This window comes from Mycobacterium sp. GA-1841 (genome assembly GCF_001954135.1).
In the GTDB taxonomy this organism is placed as follows: Bacteria; Actinomycetota; Actinomycetes; order Mycobacteriales; family Mycobacteriaceae; genus Mycobacterium.
Window position 1 is genome coordinate 43,193 of record NZ_MBEQ01000109.1, and the last position, 18,775, is coordinate 61,967.

The following is an 18,775-nucleotide window of genomic DNA, read 5'->3' on the forward strand; positions in this document are numbered from 1 at the left end:
CGGCATCACCGGTAGAGACCGCCGTCACGCGTCCGGTGACATCGCCGGCGCCTCAGTCCGCAGTGTGCACGATCAAGATGTCGATCTTGACCCGACGGGCAATGGTGGCGGGCACCGAGCCCAACAGGCGTCCGGCGACCGAGTCCAGCCCGATGTCGCCGACGACGATCAGATCCGCGCCGACCTCTTTGGCCAGCTTCACGAGTGCGTCGACCGGCGCACCCTCCACGGCACGCTCGGCGATATCGGCGACCCCCACTGCCTTCGCACGGTCGCGGGCCACCTGAAGGATCTCGTAGACCGGGGCAGCGCCGTGCATCTTGTAGCCTTCGCTGCCGAGACTGTCCGCAGCGCGGGTGTCGACCACATGGTCATGCGACGGCGGCCTGGACCAGCCACCCTTCTCGACCACTGGTTGGTATGCGCTCGCGATGATGAGCTTCGCGTTCTCCTGCGCGGCCACCGTGGCGGCGCGGTCGACCGCCCGTAACGACGAGTCCGAGCCGTCGGTGCCGACGACGATCGTCCGATAGGTGCTCACGTCGTCTCCGAACTGTCGGGTGCTGGGACAAACAGGAGATTAACGCGTGCCGGGCGTCGCCCGGCATCGAAACGCCCAGCATCGCTGGACGTCCACAAGTTCACAAAGCCTCCCTGGCCGGAATCAAACCTGCGACCTGGAGAATCCCGTTCGGCGCGCAAAGTCGTCAGGATGACGCCATAGGGCAACCACGCCCCGACGCGATCATGCTCACGGCCTCTCGTGTCCCGCTTGGAGTGGGGGCGTTCGTCGTCATCGCTCCTGAGCGTGCGCGTAGGCGGTGAGCACTTCGATCAACATGTTTCGGTCCCGCTCTGTGTCGAGCGGCACCGGCGAGACCAATTGAGCAACAACGCTTCCTCGAAGGGTCGCCCAGATGAAGTTGCCGATTTCCGTGTCCTGCGGAATGTTGAGGTCCGCGGCCAGATGCGATCCCAACTCGGTGAATCGCTGTTGTGCCTTCGCCAGTGCCTTGTTGATCGTGCGTCCACGTCTGCGTCGCGTGGTGATGAGTATTTCTAGCGCGGCCATCGATGTCGGGCTGGCGAACGCCGGCCAAAGCTCATTGATGACTACTTCTGCTCGACGCCTGGCTGGCAGCCCCGCGGTGAGACCGGGTAGAGCGGCGACGACACCGGTGAGGTGATCCAGTCCTTGGTCGACAACGGCCAGGAGCAGGCCGTCAAGCGCACCGAAATGATACTGGACGCCACCCCACGTAACACCTGCACGTTCGGTGATGCGGCGCACGCTGGGGGCACCGAATCCCTCTTCGAGGATATAACGCACTGTTTCGTCGATGATGATTTGCCTGGTGCGTTCGGCGCGAGCCTGGTTGCCCCCTGGGGGGCGGCGAGGCTTGACTGGTGGGGCCATGCGGACCATGTCACCACATCGTGCCGCGCACGTGATCCAACGGGCGCAGGTGATGGGCGGCGAGGATGCCAGGCGGTGCCTGACAGGCCGCGCCGATCGCGTTGACGGCGCGCGCTGCGGTACCTACGACTCCGCCGATGTTGTGATCGGTGCCTGATCCGCCGACGTGCGTGTTGATCTCGATGCCGGGGTCACCTTCGATGACGACGCGATGAACCCCCGGGCGGCCGTCGGGGGGATAAGGCCAATCGGGCGCCGCGGCCTGCGTCAACCGGTTGACGTGTTCCATCTGGATCACCACCTCGCCATCGCGGATCCCTTGGACTCCGAACCGCACGGCACCCACGTGACCCGGCGCGACGTCCATCATCGTGCAGGCGATGCGATCCGGGGTGACCCACTTTTCGTGCCATTCGCGAACCTCGTCGAGTTCGATGCCGAGGTCGGACGCCAGGCTGCGGACCTGGATCCCCCACATCGAGTCCAGGACACCGGGGGCGAAGAGGATCGGCTGATGGTCGGGTAATGCACCGAAACCAAAGCTGGCGCCAGTGAATTCGGCGTCGTCGTAAGTCCCGTAATCGAAGACTTCCTGAACGGTGATGGCGGTGGCGCGCCCGGCCAGGCTCAGAGCGGCGTACACCAGGGTGTCGCCGGAGAAGCCAGGGTCGATTCCGTTGATGTACAGCGTGGAACCGCCTTGTGCGCAAGCTTTTTCCAGAGGTTCACGCAGCCATTCGCCGGCAAAGTCTGGTGCTACCAGCCAGACGAAGGAGGTTCCGACGACGTTGGTGCCGGCAGCGAGGAATCGCGCTATATCGTCCAAGGCCTCGGTCGGGCGTGTCTCGGCTTGCGAGGTATACACGACGCAGTCGGCGCCGAGGCTGATCAATGCCTCGATGTCGTTGGTGGCCCTCACGCCGGTCAGGTCTGTCATACCGCACAGCTCGGCGGCGTCGCGCCCGATCTTGTCTTGAGCCGAGGCGTGCACTCCGACGAGCTCGAGATCGGGCCGGGTGATGATGGTGCGCAGAGCGTGGACACCGACATTGCCGGTGGAGAACTGGATGACGCGACGGGGCATTGGCTTTTCCTTCACAAGAGGTCGGTGATCGTTTTCAGGCCTGCCTCATACAGGACGCCGGGCAGCATTCCGCCGTCGAGTTCGACGGTGGTGCCGTTGACGAAATCGGCTTGGCCGCCGGCCAGGAATACGCACGTGCGGCCGACCTCTGCAGCTGTTCCACCGCGGCGCAGGGGCACGTTGTTGAAATACGTGGCCCCGTCGGGATCGTCTTTGGGTAGGACGAACGCTTCGAAGTTCTCGGTGATGGTCGGCCCCAGGGCAACACAGTTGACTCGGACCTGGGGGCCCCATTCCTGGGCCAGCGACCGGGTCATCTGATTGAGACCTGATTTTGCTGCTCCGTAGGAAACCAGAGTCGGGGAACCGGCGGGATGGCCCGCACCGCTGGACACGTTGATGATGCAACCGGTGCCGTCCTGGAGCTTCATCTGCCGATACGCCCGGATAGCGAACCACAGCGGGCTGATCAGATTCATTTGGACAGCGAAGGCGTGAAAGAGCACGCTGCGCTCGTAGTCGTCGTCGCTGGGCGGCGTGCCCTGCAGCCGCGCGACCAATGCCGGTACCGCGTCGACGGACGGCGAAGGCACGGTACCGCCGGCATTGTTGACCAAAATATCTAACCGGCCGTACTGGTCGGCGACTGCTTGCACCATCGCGTCGATTGCGTGGTAGTCGCCCTGATCGCAGACCATTTGGGCCGAGCGCTGACGCCATTCCGCGTTGTCGTCGGTGCCCGGCAGCCCGGGTAGCGGTCTGCGTGAACACCCGATCACGGTGGCACCGGCCCTGAGCAATTCGTGTGCAATGCCCACACCAACACCGCGGCTGGTACCGGTGACAATGGCGATCTTGCCATCTAGTTCACTCATCTCTTCTCCTCTACGTGCGGGCAGTTTCGTCTGTTCTGATTACGGAAGGTCGGTGGCCAACAGCGTCACCGGCAGGCCCAGCACGCTCATTTCGATCTCGTCGAGCTGCCAGGGGTCGATATCGCGGTGTTGGCGGAATCGGCTGGTAGCGCCGTAACGCTCGGCGATCTGCTCGGCGCTCACGATGTCGTCGACGCGCACCACCATCATGTAGAGGCCGTCGCCGCGAGCGTCGAGGAACTGGCGCACCGGATTATCAGGATCGTCGGTCAATGGCGTGACCAGCTCCATCCCGCGGGTCCAGTCCAGCAGTACACGAAGACCGACATCGGCGAGCTCGAGGGCATCGAGCTGGAAACCCAGATCGGTGAAAAGCTGCGCCACTCGGGCGATCCGCTCCGGTGCGATCGCGATCACCACATGGTGCATGTTCGGAGTTGTTCTGGAATCGGCCACGCGAGAAGATTACACCTGTTATTTTTTCGCGAAGTAGTAATCATCAAGTCGTGCAAGGAGTTGCAATGGTCGATCAGTCGGACAAGCGTTACCGCGTCGCGGTGTGGGGCACCGGCGGGGTGGGGCGTTATGCCGTGCGGACATTCGTCGATCGGCCCAATCTCGACCTAGTCGGCGCGTGGGTGCACTCGCCCTCCAAGGACGGCCAGGACGTCGGCACCCTCGCCGGTATCGGCCCTGTCGGGGTCACCGCGACCAGGGACGTCGAAGAATTACTGGGGCGCGGAGTCGATTGCGTCATGTATGCAGCGCCCGCCGGTCCTCGCCCCCGCGAGGCGCTGAAAGACTTCTGCACCATTCTGGAAGCTGGGACCAATATCGTCACCACCTCACTACCTGGACTGGTGTACGAAAAGGGCTCGCTGTCAAAGAGATTTCTCGACCCGATCCGCACCGCGTGTGGGGCCGGCAACAGCTCCATCTTCTCTTCGGGTATCGAGCCGGGGTTCGGATGCGACCTGTTTCCGATCGCCCTGATGACAATGTCGCACACCGTCTACTCGGTGCGTGGTATCGAGATCACCAACTACTCTGAATACCCCGTCGAGTGGGACGTCCGCGAACTCTTCGGCTTCGGCCAGTCGCTGGATTATCAGGGGGGTCTCAAGACGCCCGGAGTACTCAAATGGGGCTGGGGCGCGGCCATCACGATGGTCGCCGATTCGCTGGGCGTCGAATTCGACGAGATCCGCGAGTCCTGTGAATTCCTGCCGACGCCAAGGGATCTCGACAGCGCGGTCGGGGTTATTCCAGCTGGTACCGTCGGCGCCACCTACGCCAAATGCATCGGTGTGGTCGACGGACAAGAGGTCATCACCCTTGAACACGTCGACCGGATGGCTGATGATCTGGCACCGGAATGGCCGACCGGACGTACTGGCGCCACCGACGGGATCTGGCGCGTCATCATCGACGGAGAGCCGTCATTCGACGGTGAGTTCGAGGTCGGCCACCGGCCCGGTCAGAGCGCTAACGAGCACGGACTGCTGGCCACCGGCATGCGGGCAGTAAACGCCATCCCGTGGGTCTGCGACGCCGAACCGGGAATTGTCGACGCACTGCACCTCCCGCTGACGTCGCCATTGGGAGCGTTGCGCCCACAGCGCAACGGAATTCCAGCATTCCGTGCGCCGTAGGGCGGCGGCGTGTGCCCGGGAGTCACTGGCCGAGTTGCGCTGTCGTCCAGTGTCATTGAAACGCTGGGACGCCTGAGATCATCGGTCGATACTGATGTTCGCGCACCTGTGCGGCCCATCTCCCGGGCTCGGCTACGCCGTCACCACAAGGGAACCGGTGTCTGTCCGATCGGGTACCACCCCGGCAGATTGCCCGCAGCGTTCTTGGCCAGTCGCGCGGTGAATGCTTCGGTGACATTGCCCGAGGACAGCAATTCGAAATACAGCTTTGCGACGTGACCGAAGTCGAAAAAGTCTCGCTGCCAGGACCATTTGCCATTACCACCGTATCGGAACCAGCTGCCTCCGAGCCCGTAGACCTCACGATCGGCGCCTGTGGTGTCGGTGGCCACCTGCTTCCAGAATCCGACGACTTCGCCGATGCGGTCATCGATGATGATGCGCTGATAGGGGTAGCGCCAACCCAATAGCCCTTCCATCTCCTGCCCGAAGGCGATCTCGCGGATCTCGTCGATGCCGACGCACATCACGTCTTCTTTTGGCCCGATGTTCCATCCGTAGGTAGCGTCATCGGTGTAGAAGTCCGCACATGGACGCCAGTCGCCGGTGCGTTCTGATTCCTGGTTGACCTCCAGCCACTGCTGGAGCATGTCCTCAAGTTCTTGGCGCGGATATGAGTTCGTGTTCGACATGGTTGACCCTTACTGTTGTCGTTCTGGTTGTGTCGCTTGGTCCCCACCGGGACGTTTCAAGGTGATCAAGGTCAGTCAAGACTGCTGATGAGCTCCACGGGAAGGTTGGAGAAAACGGGCATGCCGGTGATCGGTCGCTGTCTCGGGCGTCCGTGAGTTGATTGACGTTGTAGGAGCCGTCCCAACCGTGTGGTACCGATATCGCGCCGGATGAAAGCGTGGTGTCTATCTTTATGTGTCCCTTGAGACGGCCGTGTCTGCTCCGCACGATGGCGACGTCGCCGGCGGCCAACCCACGGCTTGCAGCGTCGTCAGGGCTGACGTAAATGGCAGGTGTGTCAGAGCCCGGTGCCTCTGACTTACGGGAGTTCAGATGGTGCTTCTGCCGTCGTGAGATCAGCACCAAGTCTGATGTCGGCGCCAGCTGGCTGAGCTGCTTGACCAGTGGTGCAGGCGCGAGTCGCCAGCCTCCGATCGCGTCGGCGCGTGACTGTAGCCAGCCGAATTCGCGCTGCGATGCCACGGTGTAGGTCGCGCTTCCGCGGGTGTCGATGGGCGTCCGTCCGCTCAGCGCGAGTAGCGCCATGACCTCTTCATCGGTAGTTACGTCGGGATCCACGCCGGGAAAGAAGTCCAACCCCATCCGCTTGCCGATCTGGGTCAGGATCCACCAATACGACCGAACGTCGCCACGCGGGGGAACCAATGCAGGAGTGAATTGCGCACCGACTTCGGGGAACGAGAGGTCCGTGCCCAGGGACAGGTCGGAACGCTCCAGTTGGTCTTTGGTAGGCAACGCATGAGTGGACGCTGCTGTCATCGAGCTAGTCACGATGTCGACGGTCAGCAAAACGTCGAGCCGCTTGAGCGCGGAAGTCATCCGTTCCGTACCCGGCATGCAGGTGATGAGATTGCCACTGAGGTTGATCAGCGCGCGTAGATTGCCGCTCTCGATCTCGTCAGGCATTGCGGCGCAGACATACTCGCCGGCGAAGGTGCGGAGGTCGGGACGGCTCGCAGGACCGGGGCCGCGCCAACCCTCCTCCGGAGCCGAAGGGATCCTGCGCTGGTCCATTTGGCTGAGAAAACCCGGATTTGACCATGCGCCGCCCTCGCGGTCGAGTGATCCCGTGACGATCATCAGCGCCCACGTCATCCAGGCTGTGACGTTGCCGGCCGGCGACATGGACACACCGGTCCCTGACTCGACGCAGACTCTGCCGGCTCGGCGCACAGCTCCAAGGAAATCCTCGAGAACCTCCACTGCGATGCCGCTGATGGCCGCGGCGTGCACGCTGGTGAAGGGTTCGACCACTGCCGTGAGCGCGTCGACGTCCTGCGCGTGGGCGTCAAGGTAGTCACGGTCGGCGCCGTCGCGTAACAGCTCGCGCACCAGGTAAGCGAGTACCGCGTAGTCCGTCCCTGGCTTGGTCGGCAGGTGCCGCGTCGCCTTGGCTGCGGTCTCGGACCGTCTAGGATCGAGCACCCACACCTCACCGTTGGTGGTGAATTCCCGCATCCGAGTGGTGGGGCTGTTGAGCATCGCGGTATGCCCGTGGGATACCAGGGGATTGGTGCCAACGTAGATTGTCATGCGGCAGCGGCCGAAGTCGGGTCGCGGCAAGGAGGCGAAACCGCCGATCATCTCTGCCACGAGCAGCTTGGACACGGTGTCGATCGTCATGTCGCTGTAATAGGAGCGGGTGCGCAGTGCCTTGCGCATCATTTGTGCGGTGGCAAAGGCGGCACTGTCGAGGTACCCGCCACCGCCGAGAAAGATCCCGACCGCGTCCGGGCCCGACTCGTCGATGATGGCGCGCAATCGGGCTGCGAGATCATCTAGGGCTTCGTCCCAAGAAACTGGCGACAGTGTGTCGTTCTTGCGCATTTGGGGATACGGCAGACGGTCCGAGCGGTGGTGGCCATGTCCCATCGCCCGGCCCTTTGAGCAGGTGTAACCGCGTGAGAGTGGACTATCTGCGTCACCGCGGACGCTGAGCACGCGTTGCTGTTGCTCGTCGATGTCAACGAGCACGCCGCACGCCGCCGTGCATATCCGACAGAAGGACTTTCGGATCATCGTCACCTCATCGCAAACTGTCCGACAAGAAGACCGCACTCGGAACGCGCGGTGAGCGGCCGAAAGGATGACTCATCGCCGAGCTCCGGAATCTGGCACGAGAAGTGCTGCAATGGAGGGGAGTTCAGCGTAGGTGAGAATTCCTGGCGGTGCCGCACACACCGCCGGAATGGCATTGACCAGCGGTGCAGCGGTGATTCGCAGCCCGATACCGCGCATGCGTTGCGGAGTCAGGTCAGCCAGATCGGCATCGGTTGGGATCAAGTCCAGTTTCATCCGCACGTTTGGATCACCGGAGATGTTGATGATGTAGCCGTGTTCGATGTGCCAGGCCGGGTCCAAGTGCTTGGTAGCGGCCCAACGCTGGTGTACGCAGACCACGTCCTGATCGGCTTTGCGTCCGCACCACCTGACCTCGATACCGCCGACGTGTCCGTCGCGGATCAGAACCCCATCGGTGATGACTTCTTGGGTGGCGTGGGCGAATTCGACGGAACACGTGATCTCGTCGAGGTCGATGCGCAGCATTCGGGCGAGCACGTCGACGGCTTCGGCGAACACTGCCGTGCCGGTTCGTACCGCGTCAGCGTGGCCAGGCGTGTCTTTGGGTTCGCCCCAACGCATCGCTTTGAAATTGGCGTCTCCGATGAACTGCGAGACGTCGACAGACTCGATGAGTTCGGTCCGATACACATTCGTCGAGACTCCGCTGGCGATCCCGGCAGCAAGCTGCGCAAAGCCGGGATTCATCCCGCTGCCGAAGATGGTCGAGCCGCCCGCGAGCGCGGCTGCCGTCAGGGCGGCATGGTCGTCAGTACACAGATTGGCCCCGGTGACGAATTCCGCGCTCGTGACGATGTTGATTCCGGCTCGCAGAATTCGTTCGACCTCGGACTGGTCAAAGTGCAAGGGCGTGTAGATGATGCAGTCTGGTCGCAAATCCAAGAGGGTGTTTACGTCAGTGGTTGCAGCGACGCCCAATTCACGGTCCAAGCCGCACAGCGTGCCCAAGTCGGCACCGGCCTTTTGCGGCGAATGGGCGTATGCGCCGATAACGCGAATATCCGGGCGCGACACCAAAGCACGCACGACTTCGGCGGCCACGTTTCCGGTCGTCCATTGCACGACTCGCAGCGCTTGGCGGCCGGTCTTGGTTGTCATCTGCTTCATCCCGTCGCGTGATGGATTATCGTGCGCCGACGACTTCAGAGTGCATGGATACCGTTATCTTTAGTAGTCAGCGCTCCAATTGCGGGTGTGAGCGGAATATGGAGGGCATCGACGAGACCGGGTTCGGCGGCACACACCCACGGGATCGCGTTGATCGCGCGCATGCCGGTCGCCAGCAGACCGTGATCGGTGGAGTCTTCGTCGTTGTGGAAGCCGACCTCGAACTCGGCATCGAAGCTGGGCTCACCCTCGATAATGACTCGCCATACCCCGTCGATCCCGCCTGCGCGACTCTTTGGCCAATCTGGTGCGACATCATCTGCCATCCGGTCGACGTGCTCGATGGTGACGACTTCGCGACCGTCTTTCATGCCGATGCAGCGGAACCACACGGCACCCACGGCGCCTTCCTCGATGACCCCGGAGAGTGTTTCGAGCCTGCGGGGCGCCGGCGCGAATTGGCAATCTTCACGGATTTCGTCGAGCGTTACCCCGAGTGCCTCGGCGACCATAGTCACTGCGGCGCCCCAGCCGAATTTGATCACACCCGGAATCATCACGCCGCCTTGGTAATCCAGCGGCTTTCCGAACCCGAAAAGCTCACGCATCTCATAAATGGTGATATCGCGCGAGTAGTCAGTGATCTCCAAGCCACGAATCGAGTACACCCGGTTCGACATCGACGACAGCGCTACCGCCAGCAGGTCACACCCGAACCCTGGTTCGATTCCGGTCGAGTAGATCGAGGCCCCGCCCTCCTGGCATGCGTCGACAATCCGTTGCAGTGTCGACGGTTTCAATGAACCCCGCGGATAGACAAGCCCCGGGACCGACGTCGTGACGATGTTCTTGCCAGCGCGAAGGATCCGGCAGAAGTCGTCAAACGCCTCCCGCGGGCGACTGGTCGCCGGACCGGTGTAGATGATGCAGTCGGCGTCGCCGCGCAGGAGTGCATCCTGGTCGCGTGTTGCTTTGACCCCGAGGTCGTCGATCCCGGCCAGCGCGCCCGCGTCTTGGCCATCCTTGGACTCCGAATGCACCCAGACCCCTGCAAGTTCGAGATTGGGGCGCTCGGCCACCGCTCGGACGGCGAGCTTTCCCACGCGCCCCGTCGCCCACACCACGACCTTGTAATTCTGATCGACGTTGTCCAACGGATTCGTCATAGCGCGACTCTCCTGCCTCGACCGGCTGTCAGGCCCAAGTCAACACTGTTGACTTCGGCTGCGTCAACAGTGTTGACCAATCGGATCCGCCGCGCAAGGATGGCGTATGCCCGCGAGTTCGAAGCCCGCCGGCGGTGGGCCCACCGAAGGCCCGGCCGATCGGTCGACGAGCACCGCCGAGGAGATCCGGCGTTGTGCAGTCAAGCGATTCTGGCGTGACGGTTACGCATCTACATCTGTGCGTGCGATCGCTGGTGACGTAGGAGTCGACCCGGCCCTCGTCATCCGGTACTTCGGATCCAAAGAGAATTTGTTCCTCGAAACGCTTCCAGTGCAGGGCTTCTGGGACGACGTCTTGAGCGGCCCGCTGGAGAGTCTCGGGGCTGATCTTGTGGAATTCGTGTTGAGCCGTGCCTCGCAGCAGGTTCTGCGGATCCACACCACATTGGTGCGGGCGTCCGACAGCCCAGCAGTGCGATCGCGGCTCTACGAGATCGTGGACCACTCGTTCATCGGCATGCTCGGCGGCCGGTTACCTGGACGCGACCCCGTGCTGCGGGCACGGCTCATCGCCGCTCAGGTGGGCGGGTTGCTGCAATCGCTGGCTATATCCGACGAAGCACTCCGCGAGTGCGACCCCGCCGCGGTGATCGATTTCTACGGCCGAGCCATCCAGAATGTCGTCGGCGTCTGAGCCAGGGTGAAGAAGAGTTCTGTGCCGCGGGCACGTGCGGCCGTGAGACATGTTGGCGTGCTTTGTCTTCCACGGAAATTCGGGTGGCGACTTCGACGTGGTCCACGGTGCCATGCCGAGTCCCCGTGGTCGATGTGGTGGTGCGGAACGTGTGCACCACGCTACGTCTCGCCAGAGGTTGCGGAGAGAGACGGCGCTGGCCGTTCAAGGTGTGCCATGGGCCGTCTCAGGACCCTCCACCATCCGCCCGCCCGTTCCGAGGAAATTCCGCATTGCCGACAGCGATTGGTCTCGAAACGTTCGCGCTAGTTTTGTGGGCGCGCCGACAAAATCGAATCCGTGGAATGCCCCGTCAACGACAGCCAGTTCAGTTTCCACATCAGCCTTGAGAAGTCGGTTCGCGTAATCGACCACCTCGTCGTAGAACAGGTCTGCTGTGCCGATACCAATCCAAGTACGCGGCATCCCAGACAAGTCTTCGCGTCGCCCAGGAGCGGCGTAGGCGCTGATGCCGTCGCTACCAGGCTCGCGCCCCAGATAGGCGCTCCAACCGAAGTCGTTGTCTTGCAGCGTCCATCCTCGGGCAGCGGCGACTGTGGTTCGACGCACCGTCCGGTCGTCGAGCATCGGATAGATCAATACTTGTCCTGCGAGTTCAACCAATTGCTCGTCGACGCATCGCAGCGCGAGCGCTGCGGCCAGTCCGCCGCCAGCCGACCGGCCGGCGAGCACGATACGTTGCACGTCGATGAACGGAAGTGCGGTCAGCCAAGTCAGGGCTGAGTGGCAATCGTCGAGAGCAGCCGGGAAGCGATGCTCGGGCGCAAGTCGGTACTCAACGCTTGCAACGACGGCTTGCGTCTGTTCGGACAACCTGCGCATCGCGCGATCCACCAATGCTGCCGAACCGGCTACATAGCCGCCACCGTGAATCCACAGGATCGCTGGCATCGCGTCCAAAGGCCGGCTGGGCCGAAATACACGCACACTGGCAGTCGACGAGACCTCGGTGACTTCGGCATCCCGAATGGAGAAGGCGCGCTCAAGGATCGGCGAAACTCGGCGCACAAGGCGCAGTCGGCGGGTGAGGAAGCTCGTCCTGTACGGCAACAGCCGGGCGACCGGGCGCAACGATGGGTCGATCTGCGCCGGTGGTTGTCGATTTGGGTAGTTGGCAGACCGAACCATCAACCAAATATATGTCCACCCGATATCGGCCCTCACCTGTCTGTTCGGGCGGACGATCTACTCAGGGTGCGAGAGCGTTCTTCGAGGCATCTAGTTCGCGGTGTGGACGATGAGGATGTCGATCTTCACTCGACGAGCGATGGTCGCAGGCACCGAGCCCAACAGGCGCCCGGCTGCCGAGTCCAGCCCGATGTCGCCGACGACGATCAGATCCGCATCGGCATCTTTGGCGAGTCTCACCAGGGCGTCGACGGGCGCACCCTCGACCGCCCGCTCGACGATATTCCCGGCGCCGGCGGCCTTGGCCCGGTCGCGCGCCACCTGGAGGATCTCGTAGACAGGGGCAGCGCCGTGCATGCGGTAGCCCTCGCGATCTCGGCGGCGCGGTGGATTGCACGTAGCGACGAGTCGGAGCCGTCAGTCCCGACAACGGTCGTCCGATACGTGCTTATGTCGTCTCTGAGCTGTCGGCTACCAGGACAGACCGAGCTTGCTGCCGAGCGCATCCGCTGATCAGACGAGCTGCGTGAGATTCAGGCTCACCTTTTGTATCGAGCGAGTTGTATTGAGCGAACTCGACCGACATGGAGTTGTCGGATGTGCGGGGTACGGTGCGCTCAAGAACGAGAAGCGCACGTCAAACGAACGAGACATGGCACCCCCGACAGGATTCGAACCTGCAACCGACCGGGTAGAAACCGGATGCGCTATCCGTTGCGCCACGGGGGCAAGTCGGACCACCACAATTTACACCGCGTGGGTGCCGTCGCCGAAACAGATATGCACCACGTGGGCTGCTCGAGCCGCAACCGATGAAACGAGCGAGTCAGTGGGTCGACATCACACCAAAGACAAGCGCGACCTCGGCGTCGCCAAAGCGCATGCCGACCTGGTTGGCAAGGGTTTTACGTGCTGTTCCCCGCGACCGAGCGCAACGGCACGCACAGCACGCCCATCGACAAGGACGTGATCGGCGTCATCTGCATTTACTGCCCGGACACCGACTAGTCCTACTACATCCGGCCCACCCACCACGGCGTCTCCGTCAATCTCCGGATCACGCCGACAAAGAACGGCCAGCAGAAACGAATTTTGGCGGCCGCCTCGTTTCGCGACCTGCCGGACAAACACCTCCGCCGATCGACGAAACCCGTACCTCGGCGTGACGGCCGGCGACGCGCGACGGACGCCCGGCAAAGCCCTCCCGCGGAGCCGGCAGCGGACTAGCGTGGACGCCACACTGGCGGCCGGGGAGGGGAGAGGACCACGTTATGAGTGACGTGCCGGAGTTGGACGCGGCCGGACTGCCCGAAGAGCTGAGCGCAGTCGATCAGCTGCTGCATCGAGGAGAGGCCAACCCGCGCACCCGGTCCGGGATCATGGGCGTCGAGATCCTCGACACCACACCGGATTGGGACCGCTTCCGGGCCCGCCTGGACAACGCGTCACGCAAGGTGCTGCGGCTACGTCAGAAGGTCGTCATGCCCACCCTGCCCACGGCCGCCCCGCGCTGGGTCGTCGACCCCGATTTCAACCTCGACTACCACGTGCGTCGGGTCCGGGTCCCCGCGCCCGGCACCGTGCGCGATGTCTTCGACCTGGCCGAGGTGGCAATGCAGTCGCCGATGGACATCACCCGGCCGCTGTGGAGCGCCACGCTGGTCGAGGGTCTGGCCGACGGGCGCGCCGCCACCATCCTGCATCTGAGCCATGCGGTGTCCGACGGTATCGGCGGCGTCGAGATGTTCGCCAATATCTACGACCTCGAACGCGATCCCGGACCCACCGCCGCGGCGCCACTGCCCATCCCGCAGGACCTGTCGCCCAATGACCTGATGCGCCAAGGCATCAACCGACTCCCCGGATCGATCGCGGGTGGCGTTCTGGGCGCGCTCGGCCAGGCCGCCCGAGCCGCGAGCAAGGTGGTGCGTGATCCGGTGTCGGCCGTCAGCGGCGTGGTGGACTACGCGATGTCCGGTGCCCGGGTGATGAGCCCGGCCGCCCAGCACTCACCGCTGTTGCGCCGGCGCAGCCTGTCCTCGCGCTCGGAGGCGATCGACATTCCGTTTGCGGACCTGCACCGGGCGGCCAAGGCCGCCGGTGGTTCGATCAACGACGCCTACCTGGCCGGGTTGTGCGGGGCGCTGCGGCTGTACCACGACGCCAAGGGCATCCCCGTGGAGACGTTGCCGATGGCGGTGCCGGTCAACCTGCGTTCCCAGGACGATCCGGCCGGCGGCAACCGCTTCGCCGGGATCAACCTGGCCGCGCCGATCGGGATCGTCGACCCGGAAACCCGCATCAAGGCCGTCCGTTCGCAGATGACGAGCAAGCGTGAAGAGCGCGCCATCGACATGGTCGGCTCGATCGCGCCCGTGCTGAGCCTGTTGCCCGACGCCGTGTTGGAGTCGGTGGCCGGGTCGGTGGTGAACTCCGATGTGCAAGCCAGCAACCTGCCGGTCTATCCGGGTGACACCTTCATCGCCGGGGCAAAGATCTTGCGGCACTACGGACTGGGGCCGTTGCCCGGGGTGGCGATGATGGTGGTACTCATCTCGAGATCCGGCTACATCACCGTCACCACGCGGTATGACCGGGCCGCCATCACCGACGAGCCGTTGTTCGCGCGCTGCTTGCTGGAGGGATTCGACGAAGTGCTGGCGCTGGGCGGGGATGGCCGGGCGGCACCGGCGTCGTTCACTGTCGACGACGCCGCGACGAATCAGGGTGTCGGCCAATGAGTTCAGGACAGGAGAAGGTGAAGGCCATGCGACTGCCCGGCACCCTGGCCGAGATCGAGGCCAGCCCCGAGGGGCCCGAGATCGGTGCATTCTTCGACCTGGACGGCACCCTGGTGGCCGGCTTCACCGGGGTGCTCATGACCAGGGACCGGTTGCGTCGCGGCCAGATGAGCGTCGGGGAGTTCATCGGAATGGTGCAGGCCGGGCTCAACCACCAGCTGGGTCGCTCGGAGTTCGAGGACCTGATCGGCAAGGGCGCCCGGATGCTGCGTGGAAATTCCCTCAGCGATCTCGACGAACTGGGCGAACGGTTGTTCGTCAAACATGTGCAGGGACGGATCTATCCGGAGATGCGGGCCATGGTCCGCGCGCACCAGGCCCGCGGCCACACCGTGGTGCTGAGCTCGTCGGCCCTGACGGTTCAAGTCGAGTCGGTCGCCCGCTTTCTCGGGATCGACAACGTGCTGTGCAACAAGTTCGAGACCGACGACGATGGTCTGATCACCGGCGAAGTCAAGACACCGATCATCTGGGGACCCGGCAAAGCCCGCGCGGTACAGAACTTCTCTATGGCCAACGGGGTCGACCTGACCAAGAGCTACTTCTACGCCGACGGCGACGAGGATGTCGCCCTGATGTATCTGGTGGGGCATCCGCGGCCGACGAATCCGAGTGGCAAGCTTGCCGCGGTCGCGGCGAAACGCGGATGGCCGGTGCTGAAGTTCAGCAGCCGCAGCGGCAGCAGCCCGGTCGCGCAACTGCGCACGCTGGCCAGCCTGGCCACCATCCCGACCGTGGCCGCCGGCGCCGTCGGACTCGGTTTGCTGACCCGCAACAAGCGCACGGGGGTCAACTTCTTCACCTCGAACTGGAGCAAGCTTCTCATGCTCACCACCGGCATCGAGCTCAACATTCTCGGTGAGCAGAACCTGACCGCCCAACGTCCCGCGGTGTTCCTCTTCAACCACCGCAACCAGGCCGACCCGATGATCGCCGGCCGGCTGGTCGGCGTCGACTTCACCGGCGTCGGAAAGAAAGAACTCGAGCGCAACCCGCTGATGGGCCCTCTGGGCAAGGTGATGGATGCCGCGTTCATCGACCGTGAGGACCCGGAAAAGGCCGTCGAAGGTCTGCACAAAGTGGAAGAGCTTGCCCGCAAAGGTCTGTCGATTCTCATCGCCCCCGAGGGCACCCGGCTCGACACCACCGCGGTCGGTCCGTTCAAGAAGGGCCCGTTCCGCATCGCGATGGCCGCAGGCATTCCCATCGTGCCCATTGTCATCCGCAACGCGGAGGTGATCGCGCACCGCGATTCCAGCACGTTCAACGCGGGGACGGTGGACATCGCGGTGTACCCGCCCATCCCGGTGGACGATTGGACCGTCGAGAACCTGGGTGAGCGCATCGCCGAGGTCCGACAGATCTACCTCGACACGCTGAAATCCTGGCCGCAGGACGAACTGCCCACCTTCGACATCTATACCCGCTCCGGCTCTGCCGAGAAGGCTCCAGCCAAGAAGACGACGCCGAAGAAAGCACCGGCCAAGAAAGCACCGGCGAAGAAGGCTTCCGCCAAAAAGGATGTGCCCAAACCGGATACCTCGAACGCCGGCTCGATCGCCAAGGGCCGACCGTGACGGCGTTGGAGGATTTCCCCAGTTTCAGCACCACCGACGACGCGCTCGTGCTCGCGTCGGTGTCCTCGGCCGCCGAGTTCGAACTGCTCAACGACTGGCTCAAGGCCCACCGGCACGATCATCCCGAGTCCACCGTCGAGGTGTTGCAGTTGCCGGCCACCGACGAACCCGCACCCGGAGTGTTGGCCCGGTTGGTCGAGGAACTCGAGGCCGACGAGGACCGGTTGGTGGTTCCGGTCCGGGTGTTCTGGGTGCCCGGCGGATTGCCCACCCGGCTGAAAGTGGTCGGGTTGATCTCGGGGCGTGACACGTATCGACCGCCCGAGATCCTGCAGCGGCGCATCCTGCGCAAGGATCCGTCGCGGGCCCGGATGGTGGCCGGTGAACCGGCCAAGGTGTCCGAACTGCGCAAGCAGTGGAGCGAGACCACCGTCGCCGAAAACCCCAGGGAGTTCGCCCGGTTCGTGCTTCGGCGCGCCGTGTTGGCGATCGAGCGGGTGGAGCTTCGCCTGCTGGGCCCCGAATACAAGTCGCCGCGACTGGTCAAGCCGGAGATGCTCGACTCGGCCCGCTTCCGGCAGGGCCTGGAAGAAATCCCCGGGGCCACGGTGGAGCAGGCCGGCGAGATGCTCGACGAGCTGTCCACCGGATGGAGCCGGTTCTCGGTCGACCTGATCCCCACGATGGGCCGGGCGATCTTCAGCCGTGGATTCGATCCGCGCATCGATTACGACCGCTCCGAGATCGAGTCGATGCGCCATGCCCTCGAACGGCATCCGGCGGTGCTGCTGTTCTCGCACCGGTCCTATCTCGACGGGGTGATCGTGCCCGTGGCGATGCAGGAGAACCGGCTGCCACCGGTGTACACGTTCGCCGGCATCAATCTGTCGTTCGGGCTGATGGGGCCGTTGTTCCGGCATTCCGGGGTCATCTTCCTGCGCCGCAAACTCGAGGACCCGCTGTACAAGTACGTGTTGCGGCAGTACGTCGGCTACATCGTGGAGAAGCGGTTCAACCTGAACTGGTCGATCGAGGGCACCCGGTCGCGGACCGGAAAGATGTTGCCGCCCAAGCTCGGACTGCTCGCCTATGTTGCCGACGCCTACCTCGACGGCCGCAGCGAGGACATCCTGTTGCAGCCGGTGTCGATCAGCTTCGACCAGCTGCACGAGACCGCCGAGTACGCGGCATATGCCCGTGGCGGCGAGAAGACCCCCGAGGGACTGAGCTGGCTCTACAACTTCATCAAGGCGCAAGGGGAGCGCAACTACGGCAAGATCTATGTCCGCTTCCCCGAGGCGGTTTCGATGCGGGAGCACCTGGGGGAGCCCCAGGGGGCGATGGCTCACGACGAGGCGGCCAAACGTCTGGCGATGCAGAAGATGGCTTTCGAGGTGGCCTGGCGGATTCTGCGAGCCACCCCGGTGAACGCGACCAACCTGGTTTCGGCGCTGCTGTTGGGCGCTCGGGGCGTCGCGCTGACCCTGGATCAGTTGCACCACACGTTGCAGGACTCGCTGGATTACCTGGAACGCAAGAACACTCCGATGACCAACAGCGCACTGCGGCTGCGCACCGCCGAGGGGGTGCGCTCAGCCGTCGACGCGCTGTCCGGCGGGCACCCCGTCACGCTCGTGGACAGCGGGCACGAACCGGTGTGGCGGATCGCACCCGAGGCCGAACTGGAAGCGGCGTTCTACCGCAACTCACTGATCCATGCCTTCCTGGAGACCTCGATCGTGGAGTTGGCCCTGGCGCACGCCGCCCACGCCGCCGATGATCCGCTGCAGGCCTTCTGGAATCAGGTGATGCGGCTGCGCGACCTGCTCAAGTTCGACTTCTACTTCGCCGACTCGGTGGCGTTCCGCGACAACATCGCCGAGGAGATGTCGTGGTACGACCGGCTGTATGCCGGCGACACGGTCGACGGATGGGAGGACACCGTCCGCGCCGGAGGCGACGGCATCTATCGCATGTTGCGCACCAAGAAGCCGCTCCTGGTGGGTGCCATGTTGCGGCCGTTCTTCGAGGCCTACGGGATCGTCGCCGACGTCCTCCGCGACGCCCCGCCCGAGGTGAGTGAACGCGATCTCACCAAGCGCGCGCTCGGTGTGGGACGCCAGTTCGTCGCGCAGGGCCGGGTGTGCAGCAACGAGTCGGTCTCGGCACTGCTGTTCGCCACCGCGCGGCAGGTGGCTGCCGATCAGGATCTGCTGACCACCGGCCCCGACCTGCGGGCGCGCCGTGACGCGTTCCGAGATGAAATGCGCGGCATCGTCGACGACATGGACAAGGTCGACGAGATCGCGCGTGAGCAGTTCTACGTCCGGGAGAAACAGCGCCGCGCGCAGCGGTACCGTTCGTCCTGACCGGCCCGGC

The 18,775-nt window shown here is 63.9% G+C and carries 15 protein-coding genes, 1 tRNA gene and 1 pseudogene; 5 read left to right on the plus strand and 12 right to left on the minus strand.

Annotation, left to right across the window (positions count from 1 at the left end; all coding sequences use genetic code 11):
* Nucleotides 1-52: 52 nt before the first annotated feature.
* The 5 genes from A5740_RS24495 to A5740_RS24515 form a co-directional block, all read right to left on the minus strand.
* Nucleotides 53-541 carry a universal stress protein gene (locus tag A5740_RS24495; RefSeq protein WP_076198430.1) on the minus strand — a complete coding sequence of 163 codons (489 nt, stop codon included), beginning with the start codon at nucleotides 539-541 and terminating at the stop codon, nucleotides 53-55.
* 252 nt (nucleotides 542-793) lie between these two features.
* On the minus strand, nucleotides 794-1,426 hold the full coding sequence (locus tag A5740_RS24500) for a TetR/AcrR family transcriptional regulator (protein WP_254849325.1): 633 nt from the start codon (nucleotides 1,424-1,426) through the stop codon (nucleotides 794-796).
* 1 nt (nucleotide 1,427) lies between these two features.
* Entirely contained in the window at nucleotides 1,428-2,501 is a 1,074-nt protein-coding gene (locus A5740_RS24505; RefSeq protein WP_076198432.1) for a dihydrodipicolinate reductase, read from the minus strand.
* 11 nt (nucleotides 2,502-2,512) lie between these two features.
* Nucleotides 2,513-3,376, minus strand: a complete 864-nt coding sequence (locus A5740_RS24510; protein WP_076198434.1) for an SDR family NAD(P)-dependent oxidoreductase — start codon at nucleotides 3,374-3,376, stop codon at nucleotides 2,513-2,515.
* A gap of 39 nt (nucleotides 3,377-3,415) precedes the next feature.
* Complete coding sequence (locus A5740_RS24515; protein ID WP_254849326.1) at nucleotides 3,416-3,832, minus strand: hypothetical protein; 417 nt, start codon at nucleotides 3,830-3,832, stop codon at nucleotides 3,416-3,418.
* A gap of 65 nt (nucleotides 3,833-3,897) precedes the next feature.
* Here A5740_RS24515 and A5740_RS24520 point away from each other — a divergent pair, with 65 nt between their 5' ends.
* Nucleotides 3,898-5,028 carry a hypothetical protein gene (locus A5740_RS24520; RefSeq protein WP_076198438.1) on the plus strand — a complete coding sequence of 377 codons (1,131 nt, stop codon included), beginning with the start codon at nucleotides 3,898-3,900 and terminating at the stop codon, nucleotides 5,026-5,028.
* A 140-nt stretch (nucleotides 5,029-5,168) separates the two neighbouring features.
* Here A5740_RS24520 and A5740_RS24525 read toward each other — a convergent pair whose 3' ends face one another.
* From A5740_RS24525 to A5740_RS24540, 4 genes are all read right to left on the minus strand, one after another.
* Nucleotides 5,169-5,720 carry a hypothetical protein gene (locus A5740_RS24525; RefSeq protein WP_076198440.1) on the minus strand — a complete coding sequence of 184 codons (552 nt, stop codon included), beginning with the start codon at nucleotides 5,718-5,720 and terminating at the stop codon, nucleotides 5,169-5,171.
* On the minus strand, nucleotides 5,683-7,800 hold the full coding sequence (locus A5740_RS24530) for a molybdopterin-dependent oxidoreductase (protein ID WP_371454799.1): 2,118 nt from the start codon (nucleotides 7,798-7,800) through the stop codon (nucleotides 5,683-5,685). The genes A5740_RS24525 and A5740_RS24530 overlap by 38 nt, the downstream gene beginning before the upstream one ends.
* Nucleotides 7,801-7,872: 72 nt before the next feature.
* Nucleotides 7,873-8,904 carry a dihydrodipicolinate reductase gene (locus tag A5740_RS24535; RefSeq protein ID WP_139335330.1) on the minus strand — a complete coding sequence of 344 codons (1,032 nt, stop codon included), beginning with the start codon at nucleotides 8,902-8,904 and terminating at the stop codon, nucleotides 7,873-7,875.
* Nucleotides 8,905-9,005: 101 nt separating this feature from the next.
* Nucleotides 9,006-10,136, minus strand: a complete 1,131-nt coding sequence (locus A5740_RS24540) for a hypothetical protein (protein ID WP_076198441.1) — start codon at nucleotides 10,134-10,136, stop codon at nucleotides 9,006-9,008.
* Between the two features lie 106 nt (nucleotides 10,137-10,242).
* On the opposite strand from A5740_RS24540, the gene A5740_RS24545 reads away from it, so the two are divergent.
* The gene (locus tag A5740_RS24545) at nucleotides 10,243-10,830 is read left to right on the plus strand and encodes a TetR/AcrR family transcriptional regulator (RefSeq protein ID WP_083654405.1); all 588 of its coding nucleotides are present in this window, start codon (nucleotides 10,243-10,245) and stop codon (nucleotides 10,828-10,830) included.
* A 204-nt stretch (nucleotides 10,831-11,034) separates the two neighbouring features.
* Here the strand turns inward: A5740_RS24545 and A5740_RS24550 are convergent, their stop codons facing one another.
* The 3 genes and pseudogenes from A5740_RS24550 to A5740_RS24560 all read right to left on the minus strand — a co-directional run bounded on the left by A5740_RS24550 (nucleotide 11,035) and on the right by A5740_RS24560 (nucleotide 12,747).
* A complete protein-coding gene (locus tag A5740_RS24550; protein ID WP_076198480.1) occupies nucleotides 11,035-12,018 on the minus strand; it encodes an alpha/beta hydrolase in 984 nt (327 codons plus the stop codon).
* A gap of 90 nt (nucleotides 12,019-12,108) precedes the next feature.
* Nucleotides 12,109-12,524, minus strand: a pseudogene (locus tag A5740_RS24555) (universal stress protein).
* A 147-nt stretch (nucleotides 12,525-12,671) separates the two neighbouring features.
* Nucleotides 12,672-12,747, minus strand: a tRNA-Arg gene (locus tag A5740_RS24560).
* Nucleotides 12,748-13,289: 542 nt separating this feature from the next.
* Here A5740_RS24560 and A5740_RS24565 point away from each other — a divergent pair.
* The 3 genes from A5740_RS24565 to A5740_RS24575 are packed head-to-tail and all read left to right on the plus strand — an operon-like array spanning nucleotide 13,290 to nucleotide 18,765.
* On the plus strand, nucleotides 13,290-14,759 hold the full coding sequence (locus A5740_RS24565) for a wax ester/triacylglycerol synthase family O-acyltransferase (RefSeq protein ID WP_076198442.1): 1,470 nt from the start codon (nucleotides 13,290-13,292) through the stop codon (nucleotides 14,757-14,759).
* A gap of 26 nt (nucleotides 14,760-14,785) precedes the next feature.
* Complete coding sequence (locus tag A5740_RS24570; RefSeq protein WP_139335333.1) at nucleotides 14,786-16,396, plus strand: HAD-IB family hydrolase; 1,611 nt, start codon at nucleotides 14,786-14,788, stop codon at nucleotides 16,394-16,396.
* The gene (locus tag A5740_RS24575; RefSeq protein ID WP_076198444.1) at nucleotides 16,393-18,765 is read left to right on the plus strand and encodes a glycerol-3-phosphate 1-O-acyltransferase; all 2,373 of its coding nucleotides are present in this window, start codon (nucleotides 16,393-16,395) and stop codon (nucleotides 18,763-18,765) included. Before A5740_RS24570 ends, A5740_RS24575 begins: the two co-directional genes overlap by 4 nt.
* The last annotated feature ends 10 nt before the right edge of the window (nucleotides 18,766-18,775 follow it).